Here is a 24,698-nt window from a genome sequence, read left to right as displayed (position 1 = left end):
CGAAACGCTTAAACTTTGTTATATCTAGCAAAGAAGAGATAAAAAATCAGAGTAGCAGTAACGTAAAGAGTTGCCGTTGTATAGAAAGGATAACTTAGAGAGAGGGAGAAAAGAATACCTCCAATGTAGTTCCCTAATCCTCTCATAAATGTTGAAAATGCCCGTCTAATACCTGCAGCTGTTGCTTTTTCCTCTGTTGTGAAGAAACCCATCATAAAAGCATCATTTATTGGCCAGACTATGTTCATTAGAATTGATCTTATAATATAGATAGCGGCAGCGAGCAAGAAAAGATCTATCGATGGGAAGACACCAAATAGGAAGGCTGCAATACTTTGAAAAACTGCGATTGTTTTTACTGGCCCAATCCTATCCACAAGTTTTGGAAGAACAAATGAACCAAAACCCATAACAAGTTGCTGAGCAAAGAAGACTCCACTTATAACGGCCAGTGTTTGCCCAAAACGAAGATTAAAATAGAGACTCATATAAGGGATTGTTATCCCTGCACCTAAACCAATCATAGCCGAAGGGAGTGAGAATTTGAGAATTTTTACTACAAGTTCTTTTCTCCAATTTATACGTGGATTTTTTACTGGAACATCGCTAATTATCATAAGAACTGGAATTACAAGAGCAAATTGAAGCAATGCCAGTGCTATAACAAGCCTATATGCGAGTTCCGAAGTTATGCCAAAAGTTTCTATAAGAAAATTGGGAGCAAAGCCCGCAATAAGAACTCCCACTGCATTCAAGATCGTCCCAATGCCAAAACTTATTGAAAATGCATGATGTCTAAGTTTTTCCCCTACCTCTTCACTTAATAAAGCATAGAAATTGGGTTGCCTTATCCCCATATTAGCACCAACCAAGAAAAAGCCTAATGCGAGAACGTAGAAATTAATAGCCAAAACTTGGAGTATCCTTCCCAAAAGGCCCAGAAATGCTCCAAGGATCAGGGTCTTCTTATATCCCAATTTTAGAGACACTTGGCCAGCAAACAAAAAGAAGACCCCACCAACAAAAGTCTGAATTGAGAAGAAGATTCCCATCTGATCCATCCCATATCCCAAAACGCTGAGATAAAAGGGCATTATAAAAATCGAGAATTGAAGAAACAATTGCCCTGCTGCATTAGCAGCTATTAGGAGCTTTGCGTCTCTGTTGTACCCTCCAAGCATGGTTGAATTATAAATCGTAGCGTTTATAAATTTATCGAAATGGAATTCGGAAGATTTAAATACTCTCTTAAAATGGTTTTAATGGTTAAAATCAGTCGATAAATACCCCCATAGAGGTCCAATCAGAGGGGCTAAAATAAGCCATCAACCCTTTTATTTCCTTTACTATTTCTAAAACGATAGTAATTCTTCTAAAATCTTAAAAACAGTTAATAAAACCGTTATGAAAAATACTACTTTAAGCTTCTTTGGGCCGATTTTTATTGCAGTTTTAGCGCCAATCCATGACCCTATAATGATGGGAAAAGCTAACAGAATACCAAAGGAATAATTAACACTGTCTTGGGAAGCATAATTCAAAAACGCAATGAAATTATTGGTGAAAATGATAATCTTAGCGACAGCATTTGCCTCTAGCATATCCAGAGAGAGAAACAAGTGAATTGCAGAAATTAGTATAAGGGTGGATGCTATTCCCAAGACCCCAATATAAAACCCAATTGTTAATCCCACTACTGCCTGCCACAGATTGCCCTTAAGTCTTGGAGCTTTCTCCTCCTCTCCACTTAAAGTAAAATACGCACCAATCAGGAGAAATCCTGCTACAACGATCTTAGCAGGTTTTTCTGGGATAGCAAGCAAAAAGAAACTTCCTAAATAAGAGCCCAAAATGGAAGAGAATGTCAATATATAAACAGGCCTCATATTTTTTAATACTCCATTCTTAAGATAAATTATCGAAGAAACAAGAGTTAAGATAGCTATCACCATTTTTAATGTCCCCACAGCCATTTTAGTAGGCACCTCTAAAAGAGTAAGAATAAACAACGTGATTAAACTCCCACCGCTCATCAAAGACCCCACAAACCCTCCAAAAAGTGCAAGCAATAAGAATGCTATTCCCTCCATTCAAACTCGCCATTGTTTTTATTCTGCTAGAAGGATAAAAAGATTTATATGAGTACCACTAATTCACATAAAGCGATGATGAATGAATCCAATGCTGAAAGGATGATTGACCCCAAATAGCTGAGCGTGAGAATTTGGAGCATGTATGGTGAAGTGAATGATAATAATAACTGGAAACAAGTATGAAAACATTCTAAGAGAGAAAAACTCTGAAAAAATACTCTTTCCTGAATACGGAAAAAATAGAGACGCCCTCCAAGCCTTTGTTGCAAGTCTTAAAGGAGATGAAATAATAGTAACCGCAAGCTTGGAACTTATTGACCTCATTCTAAGAAAGTTTAGAGGAGAAGAACACATTCTAATATACTCCAACAGTGAAAAGGCCCTCAACTTTAAAATAGCTTACCAATTGAGGAAATACCTAGACTTCGACTTGAGAGGAGGGGAAATAAAAGAAAATGAACTAGTAAGTATTCTCTTGTGCGAGGGTAAAACTGATTCAAAATTCTTCAAAGCAAGCTACAAAAAGGTTTTTGGATTCCGAGAAAGCCAAAAAGTCCCAGAAAATCTTAAGTTTATTGAAAAACTCTTTGAAAGAGATAACTATGAACTCATTAAGAAAGAAAACAGTTATCTAGCAATCATCCCAAGTGAAGGCAACGCTGGCGTAATCAGAAATTTAGGAAACTTTCTCAGAGCAATGGATGTTTTCAATTTCCATGTGGAAAAAATAGGAGTAGCAATAGATATAGACGAAAGTGAAAAAGCAGTGTTGGAATCAATAAAAGGAAAACTTTCTACTTTTGGCTATGAAGCCACTCAAGAAGGCTTTAAAGTTGAGAAAACATCAATAATCCCCCTCTTAATCGGGGCAAAAATAGACCTTGGACCATGTGTGGAGTGGCAAAAACCTGCTGTTGAGGATTTTATGTTAGCAATTCTTGAAGAGGACCAGACTTTCAAAAAACTGGAAAGAGCGATTAATATACTATGCATAGACTTAAAACGAAAATTAAAGCCAAAGGAAGTTATTTATCTTACAATGGCTGCAAAAAAGTTCTGGGGAAATCTCGAAGGATTCTACGAGATGAGCATAATGAGAACTCCTAGGTGGAAAGTTGAAAAAGTGTTAAAGAAGAGCGGACTTTATGAAAATATGAAGGCCTTATTGCCATCTTTCTAGGAGATAGTCCTTTTCTCTTAGGAAGATTTCTGCTCTCTTCAATACAAGCTTTTCTGCTTCTTCCGTTGTCATGTCTTTGGTCTTCTTAACGAAATCTGCAGTTTTAGCAAAATACAGCGGCATTAAAGGCTCCACATTTTGTAGAATGCCATTCTTATAGGCTATTGCTCCATCAAAAAGAACATGGCTCCAGAGAACATCATCAAAATCAAAGGTTTCTAACGCCTTTTTAACTTCTTTAAATGTTTCCTCTGAAAGGGCCTTCTTTAGAATTTCCTCATTCTCCACGAAAAGTTCTCTTGATTTCTTTTCTAGCAGTTCAAGTGTAACATTAACATGTTCTGGCTCTACAATCTCCATTTTACTAAAAACTGGGACTTCCTTTAGCTCTTTTACGTTTTTCCACTTCTCTTCATACTTCTGCATCAACATGAAAAGTGTTCCAACAACTTGGTTAAACATTGGGCCTAGAGAGGCTGCCGGATCTTTAGGATCATGTATCTTAACACCCAGAGCAGTTTGGATTATTCTAAATCCCTCTGCTATTGCGGTAGTTGTTAAGAATATATCCACTCCAAATCTTGCTACATCCCTCTTCCAAACTTCTTCATCTTTGAGATAAACATCGATAATCTCCGCACTGATTCCAAAGTCTCCTCCTATTGGTTGCCTAACGTTATAACCGTAGAGAGATGCTGTCATTGGGTAAGCTATATTGTTTGTGATTGTCCCATCGTACTTATGCCTTAAATAAAGGGGAGCAACAAAATGATAACCCTCCTCCAGAGGTTTAGCAAATTTATAAATCCACTCTGGAGTAATACTCCTTAAATCACTATCTACAAATACTATAGCATCTGCTCCCTCATCCTTTGCTATTTCAAGTACTTCCTTCATCGCACTACCTTTTCCGGGAATTGGCCACTTATAAATAGTACTTCTTACCTCCACGCCCTCAGGAACCCTAGTTTTCATAACAACTTCTCTGGTTCCATCAGTGCTGCCACCATCCGAATTGACAATCAAGCCCCCACCAAAGTACTTTTTTAACCCTTCCGCGGCCTGTTTAACTACATATTGGATCGTGTCGGCGTTGTTATAACTTGGGATTCCTACGATGACCTTCATATTTCATCACCAAAATACAACCATTTACAGTGGTTTAAAATGAAAAATGCTTAAATATCTTTTGGTATGTAATGAGTATGAGGGGCCCCCATGGGAAAGTTGAAAGTTGGGATAATAGGATGTGGGAACATTTTTAACTTGGCTCACAAAAATGCATTAAAAAATCTGAAAGAGATAAAAGTAACCGCATGCATGGATATCAAAGGAAAAAAAGCCAAAGAGGCTGCAAAAGAGTTTAACACAAAGTTTTATACTAATCTAGACGAGTTTCTTGACCTGGATCTGGATGTAGTTGAAATATTGACCCCAACTTATACTCATGCCGAATTGGCTATAAAAGCATTAAAAAGCGGAAAACATGTTATTGTCGAAAAACCAATTGCTCTTACAAGCAAACAGGCAGAAAAGATGGTTAAAACTGCTGAAAAAGAAGGCCTACATCTTTTAGTTGGACATACAAGACGCTTCGACAAACGATGGATACAAATAAAAGAAGTCATTAAAAAAAGGAATGTCCTTCCAATGCAAATAAGGAAAGCAGAGGTTCAGAGGTTACCTTTTCCTGAGACTGCATGGTACTGGAAACCCAATAAAGGTGGAGGAGTGGCAATAGATTTAGGAGTCCATGTTACAGATTTCCTCCGCTGGTATTTTGAAAGTGAACCCATCAAGATTCTTGGAATTGGAAAAGCCATAAGGAAAGAAGCTAAAGTAAACAATACGTATGATCACTTCCTGATGATGATACAATTCGAAGGGAATAAAACTGGACTGGCAGAAGTAAGCTGGGCATATTCTTATCCAGCTCGATATGGAGTTTTCTACCACCACCTAGACGTATTAGGAAAAAACGGAAGGATAAGGTATACTCCTTTAGACACCCCTGTAGTAGGGGTTGTAAAAAGCCACTTTGAAATGCCACGCTTCTCACCATTACTTTCAGCCTTTCCGGAGGCATTTGAAACAGAATTAAGGCATTTCTTTAGAGTAATATTAGGTCAAGAAGAACCTGTGATAACAGCAAATGATGCATTAATAGCACTTCAAATGGCAGAAACTGCAATAGAATCCGCAAAAAAAGGAGACTCCCTAGAGTTTAAGGGGGTGGTAGAATGATAAATGTCGGAATAATTAGTTATGCTCACCCCCATGCATTGAGATATGGAACTACATTTGCCTCTAATCCCAAGTCAAGACTTTATGCAATTTCTGGAGATGGCTCGAACAGTGATGTAGCAAAAGCTGAATCAGAGAAGCTCAAGGCAAAGTTCTACTCAAGCCATGAACAGCTCCTAAGAGATAAGAAAGTTGACGCAGTTTATATAGCAATTGAGACCTACAGGCACAAAGAAATTGCCATAAAGGCTGCAGAAGAAGGCAAACACATACTTCTTGAAAAACCCATTGCTTTGACCTTGAAAGATGCCGACGATATCATTAAAGCAACGAAAAAAGCGGGTGTAAAGCTAATGGTACCTTTCAACCCGAGATTTACAATTCCTCTTAGAAAAGCCAAAAACATGATAGAGGCAGGTGAAATCGGTGATCTTGAATACATATATGCAATTTCAGAATACGTTAAACCACCAACATTCTTAGAAGGACTCGATATGAGCTGGTTCTTAGATGTAAATAAAGCAGGTGGCGGGGGCTTTATGGACACTGCACCCCATGGGATAGACTCCCTGCTATGGCTCACAAAAAGTGAGCCAAAAAGAGTATATGCTGAGATAGGTTCAAAAATATATGGTTTCCCTGTGGACGATATAGGTACTGTAGTCCTGGAATTCAAGAATGGAGTTATTTCAGTTCTCAACGCTGGGTGGGGCAACCCCAGAGGGTATTCTTATGGCTTGGAAATTAAGTATTATATCTTAGGAAAGGAAGGATTTCTAGATATTAGAACCGCCTATCCAGATTTTACAGTCTACCAAGACAGGGCAGAGAAAATTTACTGGGAAAGAGCAGATGTTAACACCATTGTGGACTCCTTTTTGGAATCCATAATAAAGGATAAGGAGCCCCCTATAACGGGAGAAATGGCCAAGAAAAACTTAGAAATAGTTTTAGCAGCATATGAATCATCAAGAACCGGCAAAACAATTAAATTGTAACTTCTCTATTCAAACTTTTTTAGATGCAACTACAAAAAGTGGTTTATATCATAAGATTTATATATTTTGAGTTAGCAACAATATGGTGAACACTTCAGAGGTGATAGGCCATGAGCCGAAAGATGAGTTTTGGAGGAGTTTTAATTTTAGTTCTTTTGGGAGCAATAGTAAGTGGGTGCATTGGGGGAGAAAAGACCACTACACCAACTACTACTGAGCAAGTTACATTGACTTGGCTTTCAACACAACTGAACCCCCCAGAAGAGAGAGCTTTTGTGCAAGAGCAGTTGCTCACAGAATTTAAAGATCAAACTGGAATTGAGGTAAACTTTATACCCATAAGTTATTCCGATATGGCCACAAGACTTGAGGCTGAAGAACAGACTGGAGAAGTCACAATTAATCTTATCGCCGATCTCCACGGTGGACTCGACTTCTTTGCATCAAAGGGTTGGCTTGAAGATCTAAGTGGAAAAACCCTTGAAGGAAGAACCTTCATAAGCACCTTTGAGAAATACGCAACAATTGGAGGAAAGAAGGTTTACATACCATGGATGAGCGCTACCTATGTCATGGTTGTTAACAAAAAGGCTTTTGAATACCTCCCAGACGGCCTTACCCAGGAGGATGTAATGAAAGGAACCGAGAAATGGACATATGATGCTCTTCTTGAGTGGGCTAAGAACCTAAAAGAAGCTACAGGACAACCACAGCTTGGATTCCCTGCTGGACCAAAAGGACTCCTACACAGATTCCTTCATGGATATATCTATCCAAGCTTTACTGGATACCAAGCAAAGAACTTTGACAGTCCAGAGGCTGTGGAAATGTGGAAGTATCTCAGAGATCTTTGGCAATACGTCAACCCAGCAAGCACCACATGGGACGCCATGGGTGAACCACTCCTTAGAGGAGAAGTTTTAATTGCATGGGACCACACTGCAAGAATTAAGAACGCAATCGAGACTAATCCAGACCAATTTGTAGTGGTTCCAGTTCCAAGAGGACCAAAAGGAAGAGGATTCATCCTTGTAGTCGCTGGGTTAGCAATTCCAAAAGGTGCACCAAATGCTGAGGAAGCTTGGAAACTTATTGATTACCTCACAAAACCAGAGACCCAGGTGAAGATCCTCGAGAACGTTGGATTCTTCCCAACAGTCCAAGAAGCCACTGGAGCGATCCCATCAGGGCCCCTTAAGATCCTCGCAGAGGGTGTTGCAGCACAATCAGCCACACCCGATGCCGTTGTGGCTATGATACCTAACCTCGGTGAAAAAGGAGGACAGTTCACAAACGCCTATAGAACCGCCTTTGAAAGGATAGTGCTTAAAGGCGAAGACCCAGAAGCGGTCGTCAAGGAACTTGGTCCACAAGTTCGCAAGCTCTTCGAGGAAATGGGACAAGAAATACCATGAGGGAGGTGCCATGAAGATAAAATCATCTTACCTTCCTTATTTTTTAGTTTTACCGGCATTTGCATACCTATTGTTTTTTGTAGGGTATCCTCTTGTTCAAGCCTTGTATATTGCGTTTACCCAAAACGGACAACTTTCTCTCGCAACTGTTAGAAAAACTTTTGCCGATCCCTACTTCTGGGAGGCCCTAAAATATACTATTGCTCTTGCGGGTGTGATTGTCCCAAGCCAAGTTGGATTGGCCTTAATTTTAGCTTTAGGTGTTAATAGAGTGTTTAAAGGTAAGGATTTTACAATTTACGCTCTCACAATTCCTCTTACTATAAGTGATGTTGCCGCCGGTTTGATATGGTATTCCATGCTCTCTCCAAGCGGGTTTTTAAACAAACTTCTCCTAAATATTGGCATTATCAACAACCCTATATATTTTTTCGGTTATCAATACAGACATATGGAGTTTCTAGCTATTGTTTTAGCTGAACTCTGGAGAGCAACTTCAATAGTCTTTGTTATAATCTTTGCCGGACTTCAAATGATAAGCCAAGAGTACATAGAAGCAGCAGAAGTATTTGGAGCAGATTATTGGACACGGTTAAAGAAGATAGTGATACCCCTCCTAAAACCAAGCATTCAAAGTGCTTTAATAATCAGAACACTTTTTGCAATGCAAATATTTGGTATTGTATGGATACTCGCAGGAAGAGATATTCCTATACTAGCCGGAGAAGGGTTTTATAGGCTAACAGAGCTCAAAGAGTATGATGTGGCATCAATCTATGCTCTAGTAATTGCCGGGCTGTCAATTCTCCTTGGAGCACTCTATATTAAGTTCATGAAAGCTGAATACTTGGAGGTGAAAAGATGAACGAGGAAACCAAGTTTATGCTCAAAAAAATAGCATTTTACACATTTATTTTCACAGTAGTGGCATGGATAATCATTCCAATAATAATCTCGACTCTCTACGGATTTTCCATTAAAGAAGATTACTACAATCCCGAAAAGATACTCCCAACAACCTTCACAGTTAAATATGTCAAAACCCTCCTTATAACCCTAGGAGCGCTAGATGGTATAAAAAATAGCGTTATTGTGGCAGTTATGACAATCGCTATAAGCTTTATCCTTGGGATTCCCGCTGGATATGCGGTTGCAAAGTTCATCTTTCCAGGAAAAGATACAATAAAGCTCTCAATAGTAGCTCTAAGGATGTTCCCAATTCCTGTAATGGCAATCCCTCTGGTGATTTTATACATACGACTTAACCTTATCGATACACTATTTGGAGTAGCCCTAGCTCATACAGCAATGGCACTCCCATTTGTAGTATTGATAACCTCAAGCATCTTTGCTGGAGTATCAAAAGAACTTGAAGAGGCCGCTATGGTATTTGGGCTAACAAGACTGGGCTCATTTTTCAAGATTACTTTACCCTTAGCTTTACCAGGACTGGCAGCTGCAGCAATGTTTACCTTTGTTATGTCTTGGAATGAAGTATTTGTAGCTTCAATCTTAACACTATCCCAGAGAACTCTCCCAGCACAGATATTATCCATAATGGCTGGAGCAAGTGGAGGAGCAGCACCAGATTATTACAAGTTCGCAGCTGCATTCATCATGATACTCCCAGCCATCACATTCATATTCTTTGCAAGAAAGTACTTGGTCACCATGTGGGGTATAACACTCAAATGAGGTGTGAAAGATGGTGGAAGTTAGGCTTGAAAATCTCAAGAAATATTTTGATAACGGGAAGGTTAAAGCAGTGGATGGTATTGATCTAACTATAAAAGATGGAGAATTCCTTGTACTCCTTGGCCCAAGTGGATGTGGGAAAACTACGACACTTAGAATGATAGCTGGTCTGGAAATCCCAACTGGTGGCAAAATATGGTTTGGGGACAAGGATGTGACTTATTTCTCTCCAAAAGATAGGAACATCTCTATGGTTTTTCAGAGTTATGCAGTATGGCCCCATATGACAGTTTATGACAACATAGCATTCCCATTAAAAATCAAGAAATACCCCAAAGCAGAGATAGATAAGAAAGTAAAATGGGTCGCAGAGCTACTCCAAATAGAAACTCTTCTCGATAGGTACCCAGCCCAGCTTAGTGGTGGACAGAGACAGAGGGTAGCTGTTGCTAGAGCAATAGTGGTTGAGCCAGCCGTTTTACTAATGGATGAGCCCCTCTCAAATTTAGACGCAAAGCTTAGAGTTGCCATGAGAGCTGAAATTAAAAAACTCCAAACAAAACTCAAGGTAACAACAATATACGTCACTCATGACCAGGTAGAGGCAATGACAATGGGAGACAGGATAGCAGTAATGAATCAAGGCAAGATTTTACAAGTAGGGCCTCCAACAGAAGTCTATCTGAAACCAAACTCAGTGTTTGTGGGTACTTTTATAGGAGCCCCAGAAATGAATCTACTTGAAGTAAGTATCAAGGAAAAGGATAAAAACCTCGTCCTTGAAGGAGAAGGATTTGAAATATCTCTTTCTGAGGACTTTAGAGAACTTCTTAAAGATTATATCGACAAAACCGTTCTCTTTGGAATAAGGCCCGAGCACATGACAGTTGAAGGTGTTTCAACCCTTGAACATGTTAAAAAGATCACTACAATAGAAGGTCTTGTAGACTTTGTTGAGGCATTAGGAACTGACACCATAGTTCATGCCAACATAGGAGAAGGGAGTCTTATAAAAGTAAAACTTCCTGGCCATATACCATTAGAGATTGGTAGCAAAGTTAAAATAGTAATTGATTTAGAAAACATTCATGTGTTTGATAAAAATACTGAAAAAGCCATAATTTGAGGGACGTTGAGATGGAGGAAGGCGAGCTCAAAGCACTATTAAAAGAGCTGGGACTTAACAAATACGAGGTAAATGCCTACATTACTCTAATCAAACAGGGGCCTCTCACAGCAGGCGAGCTCGCCTCCCTCTCCAAAGTCCCTCAACCTCGAATATACGATATTGTGAGAAGTCTTATGAGTAAAGGATTTGTCGCAATTACAAGCGAACGCCCGAAAAAAGTGGTTCCCATTGATCCAGAAGAGGTCCTCGGGGCTATGGAGCAAAACTACCTAAAAAAAGTAGAGATGGCAAAAAAAGAGCTTAAAGCAATGTATACTCCCTATGAAAGCCATAGAGAAGTTGTCGTTGTAAAAAACAAAACAACATTAGAAAATTACATAAAGGAAGCAATAACAAATACGAAATACCATCTTTCCCTAGCTATCCCCAGTTTGTTAGTAAAAAAAATAGCTACCATGCTAAAGACAAAAAGTAGAGAAGCCACAATCGATCTTTTTGTTTACGGCACAGGTCAAATCCCCAAAGTAGCTGATAAAATAAGAAGCAGAGAAGTCGAAGATCCAATAATTGTGATACAAGACAAGAACCTTGGTATTTACGCTCCCCCAGAAGCCTTCAAATCAAAAGTGCAGACCATAAAGGGATATGCCCTGATAATAAGAGATAAAAATCTCCTTTTTATGTTAGACAGGTATTTTTACCATGCCCTTTGGCCCACTGGAAATCCAATTTACAAAAAACGGGGGAAGGTAAAATTCCCAAAAAGCTACATACATATCCGTTCCGTCGTAGAGGATATAAGAGAATATAATCTCCTTGGTAAGGAAATCAAGATAGTCGGAAAATTCGTAAAAAGTAGAAAACCAGTTGAACTAACTGGAAGAATAGTAGATTTCTTTGAAAGCGAAGGAAAAGTTATCTCAAATATCACTATTGAAACAGAAAATGGGGAAAGATATGTAATTGGAGGATGGAATGCCTCCCTTGAGGATATCGAAGCAGATTTAATGATCCTTAAAGGCTAAATTATTAACGAAACTAAGTCTCTTATTGCTCTTTCTGGATCTTTAGCCTTTGTGACCCCACTAGCTAGAAGAACTCCAACTGTTCCAAGTTCCAAAGCTTTCTTTACATCTTCTCCTGTTGAAATTCCTGCCCCCGTTAGAACCTTAACATTAGGATTAACTTTTTTCACAAGCTCTACAGTGTCAGTAATAACTTCAGGCTTAGCTTTACTTACTGGAATTCCAGTTCCTATAAGTTCAGGAGGCTCTACTGCAACGTAATGGGGGCTTAAAGCTGCAACTGCTGCAGAAACCTTTGGATTATTGCTACACACCATTGTGAGAAGACCAACTTCTTCAGCTCTTCTTATTGCTGCTTCAAGATCTGCTAAGATCATTCTATTCTCTGAATGGTTCAACAGAGTTCCAACAGCTCCAGCTTCTTTAATAGATTCCGGTAAAACATGCCCAGTATGACTGCCTGGTTTCACAGGATCTATATGTTGGGCAAAAACAGGGATCTCAACCTCTTGAGCAATCCTATATAGATCAGCCAATTGGGGGGCAACTACGATTGTTATTCCAGTTTCTTTGTAAACTTTCTCAGCTGCCTTAGCTATTTTTAATGCCCTCTCTCCCGTGGCCTCAATATAAGTCTTAAAATTTATGGCAATAATTGGTTCCTTCAACATCTACAACCACCTCTTAAATTCTAAATCAGATAATTAAAAAATTAAATCACCCAATCAACACTTAAGAGTCTGCTGTATTCCCCAAGAACTCTTCTTAGATACTCCTTTGCTGTTGCGACTTTCTCTTTCTTGAAGCGTTCGGCCCATCTTTCGTTTCCAAACTCCTCTGCGCCCTTTGCGATCAAGTCTATAACCCTCATTGAATCCCAGAAAACCGGTTCATATCCAGCCTTCTTTGCAAAGTTTATGAGCTTTCGTATCATTTTCTTAGCATGCTCCTCCATTTCGACATTTTTTCCATAAGCTTCCATAAAGAGGGCTTTTAATATTGGCTTTGCCCAACCACGATGGAATCTACACCAGCCTATATTGTCATACCAGTATTCATAAAGAGCACTTGCCACAATTTTATTTGCCAGTTCCTCGGGTTCAAGGAAAACTCCAAATTGATAAAACGTCCAGTATCTACCTTGAATTGGCAGTGGTATGTAGTTTCCTATGGCCCAGTACATGGTTGGCACAATTTCTCCATTAGATCCAAGTGGAGTATAAACCCCATAGTCCTTAAAGCTCTCTCCATAGCTAAGTCGGTCTTTGAACCTTTCATCAAACACTTCGCCCGCTCTTCTTATTCCTTCTCCAATTATCTTTGCCACCTCTGTCTCAGCAAAAGCCACTCTATGAGCCAGCTCTGCTACAAGCTTTGCATTCTTTTCACTAACTTCAACTGGTTTTAGCAATAAGGACTCCTTGTCAAAATCTGGCTTATCACTCAATCCAACCTCTTCAGGCTGTAACAAGCCTTTGTAAACAAGCTCCAAGACCCAAGCCGCAGTACCTCCAAAGCTTATAGCATCAAATCCCATAGCATCAACCGCGTGAACACTTATATCACTTGCATAAATAGCTATACTCCCGCTTAGTGGACCATTGGCTTCGTAAGGCTCATATTCTACATGATGGCCTTTTCTAAACTTCTTACATACTACAGGACATGGTTCTCCACAATTGGTCCAGTTTTTAGTTTCAATAGCCTCTTTGTTAAATGGTTCCCAATAGTACTTCATAATATTCTCATGTATCTTAATACGATCCTCTTTTGGGATATACGGCATCTGCCAGTTTAAAATGGGGACAAAATCTCCCTCTGCTGGATAGTTCCCTCCAAAAGTCCCACCAGTCTTAAGTTTTGGATTATACTTGTACTTGACTGTTTTCTCTGATATAACTTCATTCATGGGTTTTTTATGCACGCCCTCAACTATTTGTTTTGTGACTTTTATACTCCCTATATCTTCCTTTGGAAACTTTTTCTTAGCTTTTCCTCCAAAGATTATAGCAACTACATTATGAGCCCTCATTAAAACACTGCCTGTGCCTCCTCTAGCTGCCCAATCATCACTACCTACGACTCTTTCCCCTTTTCTGAGAGTTTGAGAAAACACAGCCCCCATATTGCTATTTAGAGAAGCAGGTCCAACACAGGCGATTCTATATTCCATTCCATTAAACTTATCCGCAAAGTTATCAATTAAATATTGAGTGAATGCATAAACCCCCTCTTCTTCTTTGTAACCTCTCCAAATTTCAATGAGTTTCTCAAGTTCTATTTCATGAAACTCAACTCCCAATCTTTCCCCATCATTGGTGAGGAGTATTACTGTAGGCTTTTCTCCCTTTCCTTCAATAACTACAAAATCAATTCCTACTTTTTGGAACTGATAAGCAGCTCCACCCATTGTAGATGGAAATAAACCCCCATAGAGAGGCGATTTATAAACGAAAACTAGTCTATGAGTACCAGGAAGAATAGATCCAGCGAATGGGCCCTTTCCAAAGACCATGACGTTATTAGGGTCGTATGGATCATCGAGTTCATAAGTTCTATAAACCTCATCATGAAGATATAGTGCGTAATCAATGATACCATAAACATCCTCTCGCTCGAACTTTTCAATTTCTACATTTTTTCCGTCTAGGTTGATCTTAAGGACTGAAAATTCCATGCTAACCCCCTCCATACCACTCTGAGTGTTATGTAAAAGGGCAAATTATTTAAGATTTTTGGGTACAGAAATGTGACTTTCTCTCAAGCTTCGTCCTTTAGGGTGAAAAGAGTGCAAACTACTTATTCAAAAAAGGAGATTTCTTAAAAAAGGAAGAAAGAATTTCACACTGGCTCAAATCTATCCCTAAGCTTTTCTAGAACACTAGGTAGGGTTGTGTATTCCATATCCTCAAGTGGGAGACGGTGTGGCTCAAACGGCCCATGTCTTCTTATGTAATCAGCAACTTCTAAAGCCTTGTTCCTTGCATGTTCAAAGGCCACGTCTTCAAACAGATCAACAGGCCCTATTAACTTACCATCTTTGTTGATCTGCCATCCTAAAGCCACCACTCTTGGAGGCCCATCAAATCTTGATGGAGTTGCATACTTGAGAGGAACAGGCATTATTGGACCGTTGTGGCTTCCTCTCATCCAACCACTTACGAGATGTGGGAATGCAAACGGCTCCAAAACTTCTCCAAGAGCTGGTAGACCACTTTGGGCTCTAACTATTGCCACTGGGTCATCTTTTCCTACGTATTCCCCCGCAATTTCATAAAGCTTCTCAGTGCTTATAACTGCAACCGGCTCATCTTCTGGAAGTTTGTGACCCTTCTTTGGATAAACACGCTTTATAACATATCTTGATTTTGCACCAATTAATGCTAAGATATCATACAGCTCCTCGGGTGAATTGAGTATAACTTTTTTATGTTCTTTGATATCCCAAACCTCAAACCTAAAGCCCATGTGCATGTTAGGATCAATAACAAGACCTGCTGTGTTGAAAGGATCCCCAAACATCCTGAAGATTGGTAAATTGAATGCTCCAGGTTCAGTTTTGTCCATATGGAATGTGACTATCGGCTCACTCTTTCTTAGGGTGATCTCCATTTCAGCTACTCCAGGACCCATTCCTCTGATGTTCCCACTAAATGCGTCCTTAAGTAGATCCTGCCCAGCACCATAAAGGCCAAGTTCCTTAGCTATCTCTGTAGCTTCCTTAAAGATATGCCAAGCCAAGCTATGGATTTTCTCATTATCCACTCCATGGTTATGTGTCATAATAAGCTGAAGATCGTCTCCACAATAAGTCGCATAGAAATCGAGTACCATGCCTTCTTCTTTTGCTTGTTTCAAAAGTTCGTTAGCCTTCTCTATAAGGGCTGGATGAACCTTGCAGTGGCCTGGCCATCCCCCGATGTCTGCTTTTATCACACTAATGGTTATTTTTTCACCAATCGCCATATCTCATCACCACTAATACGTTCATTTTCGAGTTTATAAAATTTTACTACTGTAAAATATATCACTCTAGATGATACTACTTTAATTAAAAATAAAAGATTCAACAGATATCAGTCCACCCAAATTCCTCTTTTGCTACTTTAATAAGTTCCTTAAGTTCATTTTTCTTTATGTTTACACTACTAACTGCCCCGACTACTGCTATTATGCCGTGAACCTCTTCTTGTACTTGAATAACCTCATCACCTATCTTTGTCACCTTAAGCTCTCTTCTGGCAATTTCCTCTTCTGTAATTTTAAATTTATCCTCCCCAATCTTTATATGTTTAACCTCCGGCATTGACGTCCCTCAAAATAACTACGTTCTCTAATTTGATAAACTTTATCCCAAATTAGATATAAACCGTTCTCTCTAAAGGATAAGGTTTTCATGAGAAAAATCAAAAGTTGAAGTTTATATCCTTCATAAGCTGATCGTAGAGCTCTTCTTTGTACACATCAGGGTACCGCATGAGATACTCATAATGTTTTTTGATAATGTTAAAGTGATGCCTCTCCATGTCAGCAAGCATGTTCAAAATGACCCTCGTTCTTTCATTAGCTGCATAACTAGCGAGTTCATTGTAAAGCTTTTCACTCACAAGTTCAGCCCGCATGGCTATTTCGTAAACCTCATCTAGGTTTATCTCCGGCTTTTTAATAGCCTCAGCCATTTTCTCTGCAATGACCTTGAACTCACTCATGACCTCAATCTCAATTTTCTTACCTTCCTCTCCACTTTCCTTAAATTTCTCGACCATTTTTTCTATTATCTCTCTATGTTTATCCTCCTCTTTTGCCAAGAAAAGAAGTTCATCCCTTATTATGTCACTCTTTACAAGAGATGCCATTTTCTCATACGTTTCTTTCGCTTTTATTTCTGCATTTACAGCAATCGCAAAAACTTCCCTATCCGTTATCTCCATTAAAGACCACCATGTCTAGATTACCTCCAAAGTTATTAACATTTTCGGAATAAAATTGAGTATTTTGAAAGATCCACTCAGATAAAACTTTGCAGTTTGATCAAATAAAGCCTTATATAGTTCTGTACATAATTACATAATGGTGACCATAAATGGATAAGCTCGTTCAACATAGGATTTTTGATGCCATATACCAAATTGGCAAAGACGGCGTTCCTGAGTTCAAAACTTACACAGCCGGAGAATGGAGTTTTGGAGAGGACTTTTATGAAGTTAAAAGCCCAATAAATGGAAAAGTAATAGCAAGAGTTTCAAAGCTCAGCAAGGATCAAGTTGAAAGGATTATCGAAAAGGTCTATGACAAAGGCCGTGAGGAAATAAGGAGCTACCCTGGAGAAAAGAGGATAGAAAGCTTTTTGAAAACAGCTCAACTTATGAGAGAAGCCTTTGATGACTTTGTAAATGTTCTCATTATAAATGCTGGAAAACCAAAAGCAAACGCCGTTGGTGAGACAAAAGCTACCATTGAGAGACTGGAAAAAACGACCTTTGAATCAAGGCGTATGCTTGGTGACTACATTCCCGGAGATTGGAGTGAAGAAACCCTTGAAAGTGAAGGAATTGTGAAAAGAGAACCTTATGGAGTAATCTTGGCTATAAGCACATTTAACTACCCACTATTCATATCTGCAACAAAAATCATACCTGGACTCTTTAGTGGAAATGCTGTGATACTGAAACCCGCTTCAATAGATCCACTAGCGGCAATTCTTTTCATAAGAGTTCTTGAATTGAGTGGTTTTCCAAAAGAAAGCTTTGCCCTCCTAACGATTCCCGGAAAACTAATGGATGTAGTTGTAAAAGACAAACGCATAAGGGCCATAACATTCACAGGAAGTACTGAAGTGGGAGAACATATCATAAAAACGGGAGGAATAAAGGCATATCACCTAGAACTTGGTGGGAAAGATCCAGCAATAGTCCTGGATGATGCTGATTTAGAATTAGCAAGTGAAAAAATAATCAAGGGGATGGTAAGCTACTCCGGACAGAGGTGCGATGCTATAAGACTTATCCTGGCCCAAGAGGAAATTTATGACGAGCTCAAGACCAAAATAATAGAGAAACTCAAAAAAATAGAACCAAAAAATCCACTTGAAGATGAAAATGCCATAATGGGGCCCCTTATTGATGAAAAGGCTGCAGATTACATTGAAGAAGTTTACAAGGATGCCATTGGAAAAGGGGCAAAACCACTAACCCAATTCAAGAGAAAAGAAAACTATGTATGGCCCATTCTTCTAGAAGCTGATAAAAAGATAGTTAAAGACCTAAGGGCCTTTCAAGAAGATGTCTTTGGGCCATTAACGCTCATCATTAAAGTCAAAGACGAAGATGAAGCTGTTGAGATTGCAAACTCCTCCCGCTTTGGATTAGATGCCTCAGTGTTTAGCGAATGCGAGAAGAGAGCAAGGAAAGTTGCACGAAAGCTTGAGGTCGGAAGTGTTTTCATAAATGAATACCCAAGGCATGGAATTGGTTATTATCCTTTTGGAGGCATGAAAGATAGTGGTATTGGGAGAGAAGGAATAGGCTACTCTGTAGAACAACTAACAACCACAAAGACAATAGTTCATAACTTTAAGGGCTATGGTGTTTGGGAGTATATTTGAGTATAAGACTCTTTTTCAGTGTTCTGCTTTTTTTCTTTTTCCTTCTCCCTAGCAATTTCGCTAATTAGTTCCTTTAACTCGCTCTCCGCTTTAAGTTTTCTATAAAAATTATATTCCTTTGCTACAAACATATAATGCTCTTTTTCATCGTTTGCAAGCCCCATAAATATTCTTTTATACTCCAAGTTCTCAGAATGTTTTTCTAATATCAGATACATCTCTTCTGCTAATTTTTCTGACTCCATTGCAATTTTAAGAATATCGAGATAATCTTTTACCGTCTTCAGTTTCCTTTCAAATAGTTTCCTCCATATATCAGATTCTGTAATCTTCGGCTCTTCATTTGGGAACAGCGTTTTGAATATTCTTTTAACCTTTTCATCATGGGAACGTTCTGTATCAATAAATTGTTTAAAGTACTCCTTCTGATATTGAGTAGGAACGTTCTCATAAAGGAACATGTATAATTTTGTTGCTTCTTTTTCACAGCTAATTGCATAGGCTAAAATATCTTTAAGAGATAAACTCGCAATTCGTTTTAACCTCTCTCTAATCTGCTCTTTTATATCTACCTCCCTCATAAACTCCTCTATTGGAGAGCTCATGGAATTCACCAAATGAAATATCTTTCAGTAAATTAATAAGGATTACGGCTAGAGTCTCGACGTTACGAGCCCCTCCACTCCTAAAGGGTAAAAGTTTCAAGACCATAAAGAACCGTACTACCACTAACGTTCCCGCTAAATTTATAAATTCGAACTTATTAATGTTTAATACCGAACTTAAGAGGTGAATGACATGAGTGAAGAAATTGTTTTCAAAGTTTTGAAAGAAGCTGGAAAACCTCTGAGACCTGGAGATATAGCTAAAATTGCTGGGCTAGATAAAAAAGAAGTTAGTGAAGCAATCAAAAAGCTTAAAAAAGAAGGAAAGATCATATCTCCAAAGAGATGCTACTATGCCCCAGCTGAGTGAGTCTTCCGTTTATTTTATTAACTCAAACCTCTTCTATATCTTTTGGGGGTTGAAATGGAGGAAATGTTAAAAGAAGCAAGTAATTTTTATGAGGACGAATATAGCGACTCAGTATTATATGCTTTCCTCAGCAGAGGAGAGAAGGATCCAAAGTTAAAAGAAGAGTTTTTAAGATTATCCCAGATAGAGTCAAACCATGCAAAGTTCTGGTACGACTTCCTAGTTAGAAGGAAGATTGCACCAAAAAAGGTCAAAATCAGCAGATTTAAGCTTTTCTATGTGAAATTTCTCAGAAAATTGCTAGGTCCAGGCACAATGGTTTCACTTCTCGAAATGGGTGAGAACTCTGCCATTCAAAAGTACTTCAAATTTCTTACAAAATACAAACTCAATGATGAAGAAAAAAAGATAGTCTCAAGCATAATTCTAGATGAGCTCGAGCATGAGCGCTTTTTCTATGAAAGCAAAAAACGTTTTCACGTTGAGCACGTAAGGGACTTTGTCCTCGGAATGAACGATGGACTTGTTGAGCTTTTAGGAGCAGTTACAGGACTTTCAGCAGTTTACCTCTATAATCCCAAGATAGTAGGGATAAGCGGGCTAATAGTAGGGGTTGCTGGAGCCCTTTCTATGGGGATAGGAGCTTTTATTTCAGTCCGTTCTCAAAGACAGGTAAATGAAAGCGTAAGACAGAGACTGGAAGTTCTTTTCAAAGTTTCCCCAGAAAGGGCTAAGGAGGAACTTATGACAAAGTTGCTCGAAAGTGGAATGCCAAAAAATATTGCAATGGAAGTCGCGGAAAAACTCTCTTCAAATGAAAATGCAATCATCAACCTTCTTGTGCAGGGAGGAGAAGAAAATGAAATCCGTTCCGCCATTTATACGGGTTTAGCATATCTAACCGGGGTTGCTTTCCCAGTACTTCCTTATTTTCTCGCTTCATCCTCTCTCATGGCATTGCCATTCTCAATCCTATTAGCTGGTACAGCGTTAGCTCTTGTTGCAACTGCAATCTCAATACTTTCAGGAATTTCAATAAGAAAAAAGATAGGAGAGATGGTAACAACTGGATTGGGAGCAGCGTTTTTGAGTTATCTCTTCGGAAGATTAATGGAGAGCATGTTCCACATCTCAACCCTTTAAATCTTTCCTATGGCAGAGAATGTTTATGAAGTGGAACAACCACTGGGACACCAGAGACTTCGTGAATAACCACCTTTACTTCATAAACTTCTTCAAAGAGTCTTGGTTTGAGAATCTCTTTACCCCCATCGGCTACTATTTCCCCATTTTTCATAAAAATAAATCTCTCAGCAAAACGAAGAGCTAGGTTTACATCATGCATAACGATTATTGATGTTCCACCAGATGACACAAAATTTTTTGCTATTTCCATGACATCTAATTGGCTTTTTAAGTCAAGATTGTTAGTTGGTTCATCCATTAGAAGGATTTTCGGTTCTTGAGCCAAGGCCCTCGCTATACTTACTTTTTGGAGCTCTCCACCACTTAACCTATTGCTATGTTTTAAAGCAAGATGTGAGATGTCGAGCTTTTTGAGGGTTCTATTCACCACCTCTATATCTCTTCTAGAAGGTCTAAGACCCATATATGGTCTTCTACCTAGAAGAACCATATCAAAAACTGTCATAAACCCAGGAATAGTCCTCTGTGGGACGTATGCAAGAAGTTTTGCCAGCTCATCTCTAGAATATTCTTGAATAGGTCTCTCCAAGACTTCAACTCCAGAACAGTGAAGAAGCCCTGCAATGCACTTTAATAGAGTACTTTTTCCAGCACCATTAGGCCCAAGGATAGCAACAAATTCTCCTTCCTCAACCTCAAGAGTTATCCCCTTTAACACCTCAGAACCATTGTATGTGAAATAAAGTCCCTCAACTTTCACGGCTTTCATCGCCGTCCCTCCATCCTTATAAGAAGATAAATGAACGTGGGGGCACCAAGAAAAGACGTTACAACACCAACAGGCAAAGTCATTGGTGAAAAGACTAATCTTGCAACAGTATCAGCCACAAGGAGAAGAAGACCTCCTGCTAGAGCCGATAATGGAATTAAAAAGCGATAATCCCCTCCGACTAATAGTCTAATAGCATGTGGGGCTATCAATCCCACAAATCCTATAACTCCCACAAAAGCCACACTCACTGCCGTAATCAGAGCTGCAAGGAAGGTAGAGATTAATCTAACTCTCTCAACATCAACACCGACTGATTTGGCCACATCATCCCCCACAGCAGAGGCATTTAAATCCCAACGTTTGATAATGAAGTACATGAATACGGGAATAAAAACAGCTAAAAGTATCATATCTTCTTGCCATGTTGCTCTACCAAGGTCCCCAAAGCTCCAATAAACCATGGCAGCAAGTTGCAACTCATTAGCAAAGTACTGGACAAGTGTTGTCAGGGCAATAAAAAGGGAACTCATAGCAACCCCGGCTAGAATTATTGCCTCAGGACTAAGATCTTTTAGCTTAGCAAGAGCTAGAATAACTATTGTAGCACTTATTGCCCCAAAGAAAGCAAAGAGAACAACTGTATAAGGGTTATCTAGAATTATCCTGCCTGAACTCTCCGCATAACCTGCCCCCAATAATATAGCAAAGGATGCGCCAAACATAGCCCCATGAGAAACTCCCATTGTGAATGGAGTCGCCAAAGGGTTTCTAAGAAAGCCCTGCATAACTGCTCCTGCTATGGCTAGAGAGGCTCCTACAATAATTCCTGCGATCACCCTAGGAAGACGAATATTCCAAATGACAAGATGGGCACTTTCACTCCCTACTCCAACGAGTGCATTGAAAACCTCTTCTAAGGAAAGTCTATAACCACCACGCGCTATGGAATAAAGACTAACCAAAACAAGAAGAAGAGAAAGAAAAATACCAAGCAACACTTTTCTAGCAATGTAATGCTCGTAGTCCATATGCATCACGGTGAAGTGGGTAGAGAATATTCAACAGTCCCATTTGCCAATTCAATTCTACCAAATCCGCCAAATTGAGTGGCCATTTCTTTGTAGACTGGTTTTCCAACTAGGAATGTATATATCTCATCAGCCTTTTTTACTGGGTCTACATCCTCAAAACGCTCCGGGTATAGGATTTTCCCAATGAAATACGTGTCTGCTAGAGCGGTCCCTATATTGGTTGTGTAAAAGTTGTATGGTAGGATACCATAGATGTTACCCTCTTTTACAGCAGTTAATGAGTTATAGAATTCTGGATTCTTGTTGTAGTCATCAAGCACGAGGCTTAAGCCCCCTTCATCAAGAAATAGATAGTCTGGGTCCCACTCAAGAAGCTTTTCTTTGTCGATAAACTTATGACCTTCACCAAGCTCATCGGCAACATTATTGGCATGCAATACAACGAAAGGCGGGTATTTGGCTTCGGTGCTCTCTATCCCATGTGCTCCCTTATAACCTATACCCCCAATGTAGACACTGGGGCTTTTAGCGTTCTCAGTACGCTTTATGAGGTCTTCCTGTATAGCCCTAATAAAGTTCAGAACGTCTTCAGCACGCTTCTCATTTTCAAGGATCTTACCTGCCAATTCAATAGATCTAAATAGCTCTTCATCTTCAAATGTGGTCAATTGGCCATAACTAAGGACAATGACTGGGATACCGGTCTTCTCCTGTATTTCATCGGCTGTTTTGCTATCAACATAGGTTATGAATATAACATCTGGTTTGAGACTAATCAATGCTTCAAGATCAGGAAGCTTCCCTGGTCCCCCTGGTCCTATAATGGGAAGCTCCTTAAGCTCTGGATGAGCCATTATATAGGGCCTCCCATAAGAATAACGCTTCTCAAACTCTTCGACACCTACCACCTTATCAGTAGCATTTAGGTAAACCACCAGTCTTAAAGCACCAGGTCCTGTCGCAACAACCTTAGTGACCTCTGATGGAACCTCAACGCTTCTTCCCAGCAAATCAGTGACAGTGATGTATTGAGTGCTTGTAGAAGTGCTGCTAGTTATTGAGCTTTGTGAGCTATTTATACATCCACTGATTAAAAGAATCAGCAGCACACCGAGCAAAAATGGAATCTTCTTCATTTTACTACCTCCTAAAGCCATTAACCTCCACTATCCCCCTTCCGATTACAGCATAGTATCTTTCTCCCGCGCATCTCAAACAAACTTGCTCACCATCAAAAGATACTGTCCTTGTGGACATTACGAGCTCATTGCACTTAGCACAGCGAACGCTTTCAAATATTGGAGCTTGTTCCACTGGCGAAACCCTAACTTTTTCAATTTTAAATTCATCTTTTGGAAGTTTTAACATGGTCCTTGCCGCCTCTTCCCAAAGTTCCCAAAGGCGTTTTCTTTCCTCAGGTGTTCCTTTCCTTTCTCTAACAACTTTAGTGAAGAGTTCCACAGCGTCCGAGGGATAGTGCTTTCTCAATTTTTCTGCGTCAGCATAAACTCTAACTCCTTCCCAGGTTGAGCGTTTGACAAGCGTGAGAGCAGTTTTTCCGAGATCCCAGTATATAAGAGAATTGTTTCCCAATGTACAACCTGTTGTCACTTGAACACCATCTGTGAAGCAACTATTAATCTCAACTATTGCCAAGATGCTTTCATCAACACTTTCAGAATGATCAACTCTTCCAACGCCAAGCTCTTCCATAGCTATTAATGAAGCCCTAATGCCAAGAGCAAGATACGGGCAGACATGTCCATGAAATTGTCTAGCATATTCAAGGATTTCTTCAACTTTTCCTTCCTTAATAAGTTGATTGATCATAAGCATGGTATCACCAAGAGCCATTATAGTAACACATTTTTAATATTTTTTAAATATTAGTGTTACTAACCAAAGGTTCACAAAAAATGTGCATATGCACAAAGTTTATATTTGAAACCTCTTTCATTATTTTGGTGATGGAAATGAGAATAGCAATACCTGCTGAGGATGACAAAGGTCTAGAAAGCAACGTAAGTGCGCATTTTGGAAGAGCTAAATACTTTGTTTTTATTGATGTTGAAAATGGTAAAATTAAAAATACTGAAGTTGTGGAGGTGCCTTTTGATAAACATGGACCTGGAGACTTGCCAAATTTCATCAAAGAGCACGACAGCAAAGTAGTTTTAGCTTATGGAATGGGAAGGAGAGCAATAGAATATTTCAACAACCTCGGTATTGAAGTTATTACTGGAGCCCATGGCAAAATCAAAGATATAGTTGAGGCATTTATTCACCAAGTTCTTGAAATTGATCCTTACTGGAAAAAGAAGATTGAAGAAGACAAAAAGAGAGAAGGACACCATGAACACAGTTCTCATTCCTAACCTTCCCTCTACCTAA

25 protein-coding genes are annotated in these 24,698 nt (G+C 39.3%); 12 read left to right on the top strand and 13 right to left on the bottom strand.

What is annotated here, in order from left to right; translation table 11 throughout:
• Positions 1-8: 8 nt before the first annotated feature.
• Positions 9-1,181, bottom strand: coding sequence for an MFS transporter (locus EP1X_RS07015; protein ID WP_055283050.1), 1,173 nt, complete (start codon positions 1,179-1,181; stop codon positions 9-11).
• A gap of 171 nt (positions 1,182-1,352) precedes the next feature.
• Positions 1,353-2,090, bottom strand: a complete 738-nt coding sequence (locus EP1X_RS07010) for a sulfite exporter TauE/SafE family protein (RefSeq protein ID WP_055283048.1) — start codon at positions 2,088-2,090, stop codon at positions 1,353-1,355.
• A 157-nt stretch (positions 2,091-2,247) separates the two neighbouring features.
• Between EP1X_RS07010 and EP1X_RS07005 the strand changes: the two genes are divergently transcribed.
• Positions 2,248-3,273: a DUF3226 domain-containing protein gene (locus tag EP1X_RS07005; protein ID WP_055283047.1), complete on the top strand. Its 1,026-nt coding sequence runs from the start codon at positions 2,248-2,250 to the stop codon at positions 3,271-3,273.
• Here EP1X_RS07005 and EP1X_RS07000 read toward each other — a convergent pair.
• Positions 3,256-4,401, bottom strand: a complete 1,146-nt coding sequence (locus EP1X_RS07000; protein ID WP_055283045.1) for a glycosyltransferase — start codon at positions 4,399-4,401, stop codon at positions 3,256-3,258. The two genes, EP1X_RS07005 and EP1X_RS07000, sit on opposite strands and share 18 nt — an antisense overlap.
• 90 nt (positions 4,402-4,491) lie before the next feature.
• Between EP1X_RS07000 and EP1X_RS06995 the strand changes: the two genes are divergently transcribed.
• The 7 genes from EP1X_RS06995 to EP1X_RS06965 all read left to right on the top strand — a co-directional run bounded on the left by EP1X_RS06995 (position 4,492) and on the right by EP1X_RS06965 (position 11,779).
• Complete coding sequence (locus EP1X_RS06995; protein WP_055283043.1) at positions 4,492-5,517, top strand: Gfo/Idh/MocA family protein; 1,026 nt, start codon at positions 4,492-4,494, stop codon at positions 5,515-5,517.
• On the top strand, positions 5,514-6,515 hold the full coding sequence (locus EP1X_RS06990) for a Gfo/Idh/MocA family protein (RefSeq protein ID WP_055283041.1): 1,002 nt from the start codon (positions 5,514-5,516) through the stop codon (positions 6,513-6,515). Before EP1X_RS06995 ends, EP1X_RS06990 begins: the two co-directional genes overlap by 4 nt.
• Positions 6,516-6,625: 110 nt before the next feature.
• Positions 6,626-7,930 (top strand): ABC transporter substrate-binding protein, encoded by a 1,305-nt coding sequence (locus EP1X_RS06985; RefSeq protein ID WP_055283039.1) that lies wholly within the window; start codon positions 6,626-6,628, stop codon positions 7,928-7,930.
• 10 nt (positions 7,931-7,940) lie between these two features.
• Positions 7,941-8,795 (top strand): carbohydrate ABC transporter permease, encoded by an 855-nt coding sequence (locus tag EP1X_RS06980; protein WP_055283036.1) that lies wholly within the window; start codon positions 7,941-7,943, stop codon positions 8,793-8,795.
• Complete coding sequence (locus EP1X_RS06975) at positions 8,792-9,625, top strand: carbohydrate ABC transporter permease (protein WP_055283034.1); 834 nt, start codon at positions 8,792-8,794, stop codon at positions 9,623-9,625. Before EP1X_RS06980 ends, EP1X_RS06975 begins: the two co-directional genes overlap by 4 nt.
• Before the next feature lie 10 nt (positions 9,626-9,635).
• A complete protein-coding gene (locus EP1X_RS06970; RefSeq protein ID WP_055283032.1) occupies positions 9,636-10,751 on the top strand; it encodes an ABC transporter ATP-binding protein in 1,116 nt (371 codons plus the stop codon).
• 11 nt (positions 10,752-10,762) lie between these two features.
• Positions 10,763-11,779: a TrmB family transcriptional regulator gene (locus tag EP1X_RS06965; RefSeq protein ID WP_055283030.1), complete on the top strand. Its 1,017-nt coding sequence runs from the start codon at positions 10,763-10,765 to the stop codon at positions 11,777-11,779.
• Here EP1X_RS06965 and tpiA read toward each other — a convergent pair.
• From tpiA to EP1X_RS06940, 5 genes are all read right to left on the bottom strand, one after another.
• The gene (gene tpiA, locus EP1X_RS06960) at positions 11,776-12,450 is read right to left on the bottom strand and encodes a triose-phosphate isomerase (RefSeq protein ID WP_055283028.1); all 675 of its coding nucleotides are present in this window, start codon (positions 12,448-12,450) and stop codon (positions 11,776-11,778) included. The two genes, EP1X_RS06965 and tpiA, sit on opposite strands and share 4 nt — an antisense overlap.
• Before the next feature lie 41 nt (positions 12,451-12,491).
• On the bottom strand, positions 12,492-14,456 hold the full coding sequence (gor, locus tag EP1X_RS06955; protein WP_055283026.1) for a glyceraldehyde-3-phosphate:ferredoxin oxidoreductase: 1,965 nt from the start codon (positions 14,454-14,456) through the stop codon (positions 12,492-12,494).
• Positions 14,457-14,620: 164 nt separating this feature from the next.
• Positions 14,621-15,745: a fructose-1,6-bisphosphate aldolase/phosphatase gene (fbp, locus tag EP1X_RS06950; RefSeq protein ID WP_055283025.1), complete on the bottom strand. Its 1,125-nt coding sequence runs from the start codon at positions 15,743-15,745 to the stop codon at positions 14,621-14,623.
• Positions 15,746-15,845: 100 nt separating this feature from the next.
• Positions 15,846-16,085: a hypothetical protein gene (locus EP1X_RS06945; protein ID WP_055283023.1), complete on the bottom strand. Its 240-nt coding sequence runs from the start codon at positions 16,083-16,085 to the stop codon at positions 15,846-15,848.
• Between the two features lie 100 nt (positions 16,086-16,185).
• Entirely contained in the window at positions 16,186-16,710 is a 525-nt protein-coding gene (locus EP1X_RS06940; protein WP_055283021.1) for a ferritin family protein, read from the bottom strand.
• A 152-nt stretch (positions 16,711-16,862) separates the two neighbouring features.
• Between EP1X_RS06940 and gapN the strand changes: the two genes are divergently transcribed.
• On the top strand, positions 16,863-18,383 hold the full coding sequence (gene gapN, locus EP1X_RS06935) for an NADP-dependent glyceraldehyde-3-phosphate dehydrogenase (RefSeq protein WP_055283018.1): 1,521 nt from the start codon (positions 16,863-16,865) through the stop codon (positions 18,381-18,383).
• Here the strand turns inward: gapN and EP1X_RS06930 are convergent.
• Positions 18,359-18,988 carry a ferritin family protein gene (locus EP1X_RS06930; protein WP_055283017.1) on the bottom strand — a complete coding sequence of 210 codons (630 nt, stop codon included), beginning with the start codon at positions 18,986-18,988 and terminating at the stop codon, positions 18,359-18,361. The two genes, gapN and EP1X_RS06930, sit on opposite strands and share 25 nt — an antisense overlap.
• A gap of 193 nt (positions 18,989-19,181) precedes the next feature.
• On the opposite strand from EP1X_RS06930, the gene EP1X_RS06925 reads away from it, so the two are divergent.
• Entirely contained in the window at positions 19,182-19,358 is a 177-nt protein-coding gene (locus EP1X_RS06925; protein ID WP_055283015.1) for a hypothetical protein, read from the top strand.
• A gap of 54 nt (positions 19,359-19,412) precedes the next feature.
• A complete protein-coding gene (locus tag EP1X_RS06920; protein ID WP_055283013.1) occupies positions 19,413-20,501 on the top strand; it encodes a VIT1/CCC1 transporter family protein in 1,089 nt (362 codons plus the stop codon).
• Between the two features lie 7 nt (positions 20,502-20,508).
• On the opposite strand, the gene EP1X_RS06915 is transcribed toward EP1X_RS06920, so the two are convergent.
• From EP1X_RS06915 to EP1X_RS06900, 4 genes are read right to left on the bottom strand one after another with little or no spacing between them, the layout of a single operon-like run.
• Complete coding sequence (locus EP1X_RS06915; RefSeq protein ID WP_055283011.1) at positions 20,509-21,273, bottom strand: ABC transporter ATP-binding protein; 765 nt, start codon at positions 21,271-21,273, stop codon at positions 20,509-20,511.
• Positions 21,270-22,304, bottom strand: a complete 1,035-nt coding sequence (locus EP1X_RS06910) for an iron ABC transporter permease (protein WP_055283009.1) — start codon at positions 22,302-22,304, stop codon at positions 21,270-21,272. Before EP1X_RS06910 ends, EP1X_RS06915 begins: the two co-directional genes overlap by 4 nt.
• 5 nt (positions 22,305-22,309) lie before the next feature.
• Positions 22,310-23,443 (bottom strand): iron ABC transporter substrate-binding protein, encoded by a 1,134-nt coding sequence (locus tag EP1X_RS06905; RefSeq protein WP_055283150.1) that lies wholly within the window; start codon positions 23,441-23,443, stop codon positions 22,310-22,312.
• Between the two features lie 4 nt (positions 23,444-23,447).
• A complete protein-coding gene (locus tag EP1X_RS06900; protein ID WP_055283007.1) occupies positions 23,448-24,143 on the bottom strand; it encodes an FmdE family protein in 696 nt (231 codons plus the stop codon).
• A gap of 137 nt (positions 24,144-24,280) precedes the next feature.
• Here EP1X_RS06900 and EP1X_RS06895 point away from each other — a divergent pair, with 137 nt between their 5' ends.
• Positions 24,281-24,682, top strand: a complete 402-nt coding sequence (locus tag EP1X_RS06895) for a NifB/NifX family molybdenum-iron cluster-binding protein (protein ID WP_055283005.1) — start codon at positions 24,281-24,283, stop codon at positions 24,680-24,682.
• The last annotated feature ends 16 nt before the right edge of the window (positions 24,683-24,698 follow it).

The organism is Thermococcus sp. EP1 (assembly GCF_001317345.1).
Classification (GTDB): domain Archaea; phylum Methanobacteriota_B; class Thermococci; order Thermococcales; family Thermococcaceae; genus Thermococcus_A.
This window is presented reverse-complemented; position numbering and strand designations above follow the sequence as displayed.